6 protein-coding genes and 2 pseudogenes are annotated in these 5,505 nt (G+C 72.1%); 4 read left to right on the top strand and 4 right to left on the bottom strand.

Going from position 1 to position 5,505, the window contains the following annotated elements:
• Positions 1-533, top strand: a 533-nt coding sequence (locus AOK15_RS26360) for a GTP-binding protein (RefSeq protein ID WP_055520849.1), incomplete at its 5' end; no start/stop codon positions are given.
• 60 nt (positions 534-593) lie between these two features.
• On the opposite strand, the pseudogene AOK15_RS47275 reads toward AOK15_RS26360, so the two are convergent.
• Together AOK15_RS47275 and AOK15_RS26355 are read right to left on the bottom strand one after the other, a co-directional pair.
• A pseudogene (locus AOK15_RS47275) lies at positions 594-794 on the bottom strand (adenosine kinase); the annotation flags it as partial.
• Positions 795-890: 96 nt separating this feature from the next.
• A complete protein-coding gene (locus AOK15_RS26355) occupies positions 891-1,355 on the bottom strand; it encodes an ATP-binding protein (RefSeq protein WP_055520848.1) in 465 nt (154 codons plus the stop codon).
• A gap of 347 nt (positions 1,356-1,702) precedes the next feature.
• Here AOK15_RS26355 and AOK15_RS26350 point away from each other — a divergent pair, with 347 nt between their 5' ends.
• The 3 genes from AOK15_RS26350 to AOK15_RS26340 all read left to right on the top strand — a co-directional run bounded on the left by AOK15_RS26350 (position 1,703) and on the right by AOK15_RS26340 (position 3,795).
• A complete protein-coding gene (locus AOK15_RS26350; RefSeq protein ID WP_055520847.1) occupies positions 1,703-2,578 on the top strand; it encodes a helix-turn-helix domain-containing protein in 876 nt (291 codons plus the stop codon).
• A 67-nt stretch (positions 2,579-2,645) separates the two neighbouring features.
• Positions 2,646-2,858: a DUF397 domain-containing protein gene (locus AOK15_RS26345; RefSeq protein ID WP_055520851.1), complete on the top strand. Its 213-nt coding sequence runs from the start codon at positions 2,646-2,648 to the stop codon at positions 2,856-2,858.
• A 121-nt stretch (positions 2,859-2,979) separates the two neighbouring features.
• Positions 2,980-3,795 (top strand): SAM-dependent methyltransferase, encoded by an 816-nt coding sequence (locus AOK15_RS26340; RefSeq protein WP_055520850.1) that lies wholly within the window; start codon positions 2,980-2,982, stop codon positions 3,793-3,795.
• A gap of 95 nt (positions 3,796-3,890) precedes the next feature.
• Here the strand turns inward: AOK15_RS26340 and AOK15_RS26335 are convergent, their stop codons facing one another.
• Together AOK15_RS26335 and AOK15_RS26330 are read right to left on the bottom strand one after the other, a co-directional pair.
• Entirely contained in the window at positions 3,891-5,003 is a 1,113-nt protein-coding gene (locus tag AOK15_RS26335; protein ID WP_055520846.1) for a LacI family DNA-binding transcriptional regulator, read from the bottom strand.
• A gap of 134 nt (positions 5,004-5,137) precedes the next feature.
• Positions 5,138-5,505, bottom strand: a pseudogene (locus AOK15_RS26330) (beta-galactosidase); the annotation flags it as partial.

Raw genomic sequence — 5,505 nt, 5'->3', positions numbered from 1 at the left:
TCGGCGTCGGCAAGACCACGATGGTGGGCTCGGTGAGTGAGGTCGCCCCGCTGGAGACCGAGGAGCGCATCACCACGGCGAGCGTGGGCGTGGACGACCTCGCGGGCGTCGAGAAGAAGACCTCGACCACGGTCGCCATGGACTTCGGCCGTATCACCATCTCGCCGGAGCTGGTGCTCTACCTCTTCGGTACGCCGGGCCAGGACCGCTTCTGGTTCATGTGGGACGACCTGTCGACGGGCGCGCTGGGGGCCGTGGTCCTCGCCGACACCCGCCGTCTGGACGCGTCGTTCGCCTCGATCGACTTCTTCGAGTCCCGCGACATCCCGTTCGCCGTGGGCGTCAACTGCTTCGACGGCCGTAGGGAGGCGACCGCCGAGCAGGTCCGCCAGGCCCTCGACCTCGACCCGTCGACGCCGGTCGTCCTGTGCGACGTGCGGGAGCGCCAGTCCAGCAAGACGGTCCTGCTGGCGGTGCTGGAAGCGGCCCGCGCCCAGGCGGAGGCTCGGCTGGCGGCGAGCGGACAGCTCTGACGGCCGGGGCCCGCGGCGCGCAGGCCCCGGCACAGGCTTCCGCGCCGCCGAGGCTTCCCACTCGGCCGCGCGGGACAGGAGTTCAGCGCGGCCGACCGCGTCGGTGCGGGTTGAGGGGACCGTACAGGCGTACGCGTCGGCGATGACGCCGAAGAGACCTCACCGGTGCGGTGGTTCGCCGGTGAGGCGGCCGCGAAGACAGCCCGCCGGAAACGCGTCCCGGGCGTCGGCGGAGTCCACGACCGGCGCCGGCGGGCTCACGGCCGAGCTCACCGCCGGCCAGGCGTGCTCACCGTGCTTCCCTCTCGTCGTGCGGAGAGGGAAGCGTGGGCCCGGTCGTGCGGTCCCGGTGGAAGGTCACGCCGTCGGAGGGGCGGGCTCGGCGGTTTCCCGGCCCTCCGACGGCAGTTCTGCCCAGACGACGCGACCGGACCGTTGTGGGGTGTCGTCCACCCCCCAGTCGCTGCTGAGCATGCCGACCAGCATGAGCCCGCGTCCGTTCTGGTCGTCGGGTCCGGGTCGGCGTCGGGCGGGCTGGGCGTGACCGCAGTTCTGGTCCTCGACCTCGATGCGGAGCCGCTGCCCGGTGAGGTGCAGCCGACACACGATCCACTCGCTCGTGGTGTGCGTCAGCGCGTTGGTGACAAGTTCGGAGGTGATGAGGAGGGCGTCCTCGCGGAGGTCCGGAGTCACTCCCCACTCTCCGAGCAGTTCGCGGACCGTTCTGCGTGCCTCACCCGCCGAGGCGGGCACCGCGGGCAGTCCGAAAACGCCCCCTCTGTGGGGCACGTAGGCGGTCGCCGTCGGGGTGGGGGGACACATGGCCGGCGGTAACCGGTCCGACGATTGGGGGAGGAGGGGCGGAGCCATCGCCGTATGCCTTTCGTGGGCCCTTCGCACCGTCAGTGGTGCCGGTGCCACGGCCGGCCTCGCCGTACGCCGCGAGGGTCGTGCAACTCGCTGCGCACAGCGCTGAGTTGCGGCCACATCTCCCCCAACCTGGCCGCGCAGCCCCAGCGTTCACCGAAGCCGTGACGGTGGTCCCACTCTGGCATCCGTGAACAACACCTCGCAACCAGCAAGTTGAAATTTGCATTTCGTCGATCGCAGGATGTCATCCTTCGCGCCAAGATCGTGCCAGACTGCGTCATCGAGGCGAGGAGGTGGGCGTGACCGCGGAGACCGACTGGGGCGGGGCCCCCTCCGTACTGCGCATGATCCTCGGCCGGCAACTGGAGGAACTGCGCACCCGCGCCGGCCTCACGTTCGAGCAGGCCGGTGCGGCGATCGGGGTGAGTCACTCCACGATCCGCCGGATGGAGGCCGCCAAGGTCGCCCGGCTGCGCCTGCCCGACGTCGAGAAACTGCTCCAGATCTACGGGGTGGTCGACCAGCAGGAGATCGAGACCTTCCTCAAATCGGTCCGCGAGGCCAACAAACGCGGCTGGTGGCACACCTACCGGGACGTCCTGCCCGACTGGTTCGCCGCGTATCTGAGCCTGGAGCAGGCGGCGCTCCAGATCCGCGCCTACGAGGCGCAGTTCGTGCACGGGCTGCTGCAGACCGAGGCGTACGCGCGGGCCCTGCTCGGCGCCGGCAATCCGCACGCGGCGACCGAGGCGACCGAGCGGCGGGTGGCGCTGCGGATGCGCCGCCAGGAACTGCTCACGCGGGAGCAGCCGCCGCGGCTGTGGGTGGTGATGGACGAGACGGTGCTCCGGTGGCCGGTGGGCGGGCCGGACGTGATGCGCGCCCAGATCGACCATCTGATCGAGATGAATCGGCTGCCGCATGTGACGGTGCAGCTGATGCCGTTCCGGAACGGCCCGCATCCCGCGATGCGGGCCGGTGCGTTCCATCTCTTCCGGTTCAGGGCACCCGAATTGCCGGACATCGTCTATCTCAACGGTCTGGTGGGCGCGGTGTACCTCGACAAGGGGGGCGACGTGGTCGTCTACCGCGAGGCCATGGACCGGCTGGGCGCGCAGTCCGCGCCGCCCCGCAAGACCGAGGCACTCCTCGGCGCCCTACGCAAGGAGCTCTGACGTGCACCACGACATATCCCAGGAAGTGCGCCACTCGATACGTGACATCCGCGACGTACGCAACGGCATGCCGGCCCGCGACCTCGGCGCCCACGACTGGCGCCGGCCCTGGAGCGACGACGCGGGCGGTGCCTGCGTGGAGGTGAAGAAGTTGGCGGACGGCCGGGTCGCCGTACGCCAGTCGACCGATCCGGACGGCCCGGCGCTGGTCTTCACCCCACGGGAGATGACCACGTTCCTGGCCGGAGTGAAGGCGGGCGAGGCCGACTTCCTGCTGTGAACCCCCTTGCTGCCAAGCTGTGTTGACGCACCACTTGCTGAACCGGGGTTCGGCGCCCGCCGGACCCCGGGCTTTGCCCGACCACGCACCTGGACCGAACGACCTGATGGGAGGGGCGGCGTTGCCCGACAACGGATGGCCGGCCGACCGGATCGACACCGAGCACGCGCATTCCGCGCGCATCTACGACTACATCCTCGGCGGCAAGGACTACTACCCGGCCGACAAGGAGGCCGGTGACGCCATGGCGCACGAGTGGCCGGCCCTGCCGGTCCACATGCGCGCCAACCGCGACTGGATGAACCGCGCGGTGCGCTGGCTCGCCGAGAAGGCCGGCATGCGCCAGTTCCTCGACATCGGAACCGGCATCCCCACCTCCCCCAACCTCCACGAGATCGCCCAGTCGGTGGCCCCCGAGTCGCGGGTGGTCTACGTGGACAACGACCCCATCGTCCTCACCCTGTCCCAGGGGCTGCTGTCCAGCACCCCCGAGGGCAGGACCGCGTACATCGAGGCCGACTTCCAGGACCCGGAGACCGTTCTCGGCTCCCCCGAGTTCCTGGAGACCCTCGACCTCTCCCGGCCGGTCGCGCTCACCGTGATCGCGATCGTCCACTTCGTCCTGGACGAGGACGACGCGGTGGGCATCGTGCGCCGGCTCCTCGAACCCCTGCCGTCCGGCAGCTACCTCGCGATGACCATCGGCACCGCCGAGTTCGCGCCGGAGGAGGTGGGCCGGGTCGCCCGCGAGTACGCGGCCCGCGACATGCCGATGCGGCTGCGCACCATCGACGAGGCCCATGAGTTCTTCGCGGGCCTGGAGCTGGTCGAGCCGGGCATCGTCCAGGTCCACAAGTGGCACCCGGACGGCACCGGCGAGCAGGACATCCGCGACGAGGACATCGCGATGTACGGGGCGATAGCCCGCAAGCCGTAACCAGGGGCGGCGATCCCGGCTCTCCCCCGGCGCCGCGCCGTCCGGCCGCCGTGTGCCCGTGTGGCTCGCGGCGGCCGGGTCAGTGCGGGGCCGGGTCAGTGCGGGGCCGGGCCGGTGCTGCGGCGGACGACGAGTTCGACCGGGACGACCTGTTCGCTCTCCGCCGGTGGCTCCTCCGTGTCGGCGGTGTCGTCCAGCTGGGTCAGGAGCAGACGCAGGGACCGGGTGCCGATCTCGGAGTAGTCGGTGCGGATGGTCGTCAGCGGGGGCAGCAGATGCGCGGCCTCCGGGATGTCGTCGTAGCCGACGACGCTCACGTCGTCCGGGACGCTGCGGCCCGCCTCGTGCAGGGCCCGCAGCAGTCCGAGGGCCATCTGGTCGTTGGAGACGAAGACGGCGGTGACGTCCGGGCTGTTCGCGAGCCGTCGCCCCAGCGCGTAGCCGGAGTCGGCGCTCCAGTCCCCGACGAGCGGTTCGTGGACGGGGGCGCCGGCCCCGGTGAGGGTGTCGCGCCAGCTCGCGGCGCGCCGGTCGGCGGAGGTCCAGCCGGTGGGGCCCGCGATGTGCCAGACCGTGGAGTGGCCGAGGCCCAGCAGATGTTCGGTGGCGAGCCGTGCGCCGGCCCGGAAGTCCGAGGACACCACGGGGGTGCCGTCGCCGAGGCCGTTGTCGAGCATCACCAGCGGAGTGTCGGGGCGGGCCGCGGCGAGCGCGGTCGCCACCGGGCGCTGGGGCGCGATGGCGATGATCCCGTCCGCGCCCTCGGCGGAGAGCCGGTCCACCGCCTGGACGACGGTGTCGCGGTCCGCCGTGTCCAGCGCGATGGAGCTGACCAGGTATCCGGCGTCCTGGGCGGCCGTGTTGATCGCGGTGAGCGTGGAGGCGGGTCCGTAGCGGGCCGCGTCGAACGAGATCACACCGAGCATGCGGGTACGGCCGCTGGCCAGGGAGCGGGCGCTGCGGCTCGGGCGGTACCCGAGGGTGCGCATCGCGGCGCGCACGGCCTCGCGGGTCTCGGGGCGTACGGCCGGGTTGTCGTTGAGGACGCGGGAGACCGTCTGCTTGGAGACGCCGGCGAGCCGGGCCACGTCGTCCATCACCGGCCGGGCGCCGGCGAAGTTCCGTCTGCTGCGGCTGCCGGTGGGTCTGGGGCCGCCGGCCGCACCGGCGTCCCCGGCGGCGGTGCCGTCCGTGGTGCTTCGGGACATGCGGCGCTTCCTTCTTCGACGGGAGGGCGGGACGGCGTCCCGCCGGGTTTCACAGAATAGGTGCGGCGCCCGGGGCGCCGGGGAGCCGAACCGGTGGGAGGCGGGGCGCGGGCCCCGGCCTCCCGGTCTCGTGGTCAGCCCGCCCGGAACGGCAGGGTGTGGACGGTGAGCCACTCCACCCGGTCGATCCGCGCCGGCAGCGGGGAGTCGCCGGTCCGGTCCGGGATGTGCACCGGCGCCCCGGCGGGCAGCGGCAGGATCTTCAGCCGGAGGCCCTCCGTTCCCGGGTCCCCTTCCGTCCGCAGCCGGTCCACGGCGAGGTCCCAGACGCGCCCGGAGTAGAACTGGTCGGCGACGAGCCGGTCCCCGACGTAGGCGCGGCCGGTGTCGCCGGTCCAGTGGACCCGCAGCAGGGTGCCGGGCGGCAGATCGTCCGGCACGGGCACGTGGTACTCGGCGGCGACGGTGTCGTAGTGCTCGTCCGCCGGGGCGCCGGTGCACA

Source organism: Streptomyces ossamyceticus, from assembly GCF_001418475.1.
Classification (GTDB): Bacteria; Actinomycetota; Actinomycetes; order Streptomycetales; family Streptomycetaceae; genus Streptomyces; species Streptomyces ossamyceticus.
The sequence above is the reverse complement of the archived record's forward strand: the minus strand, read 5'-3'. Positions and strand labels throughout refer to the sequence as shown.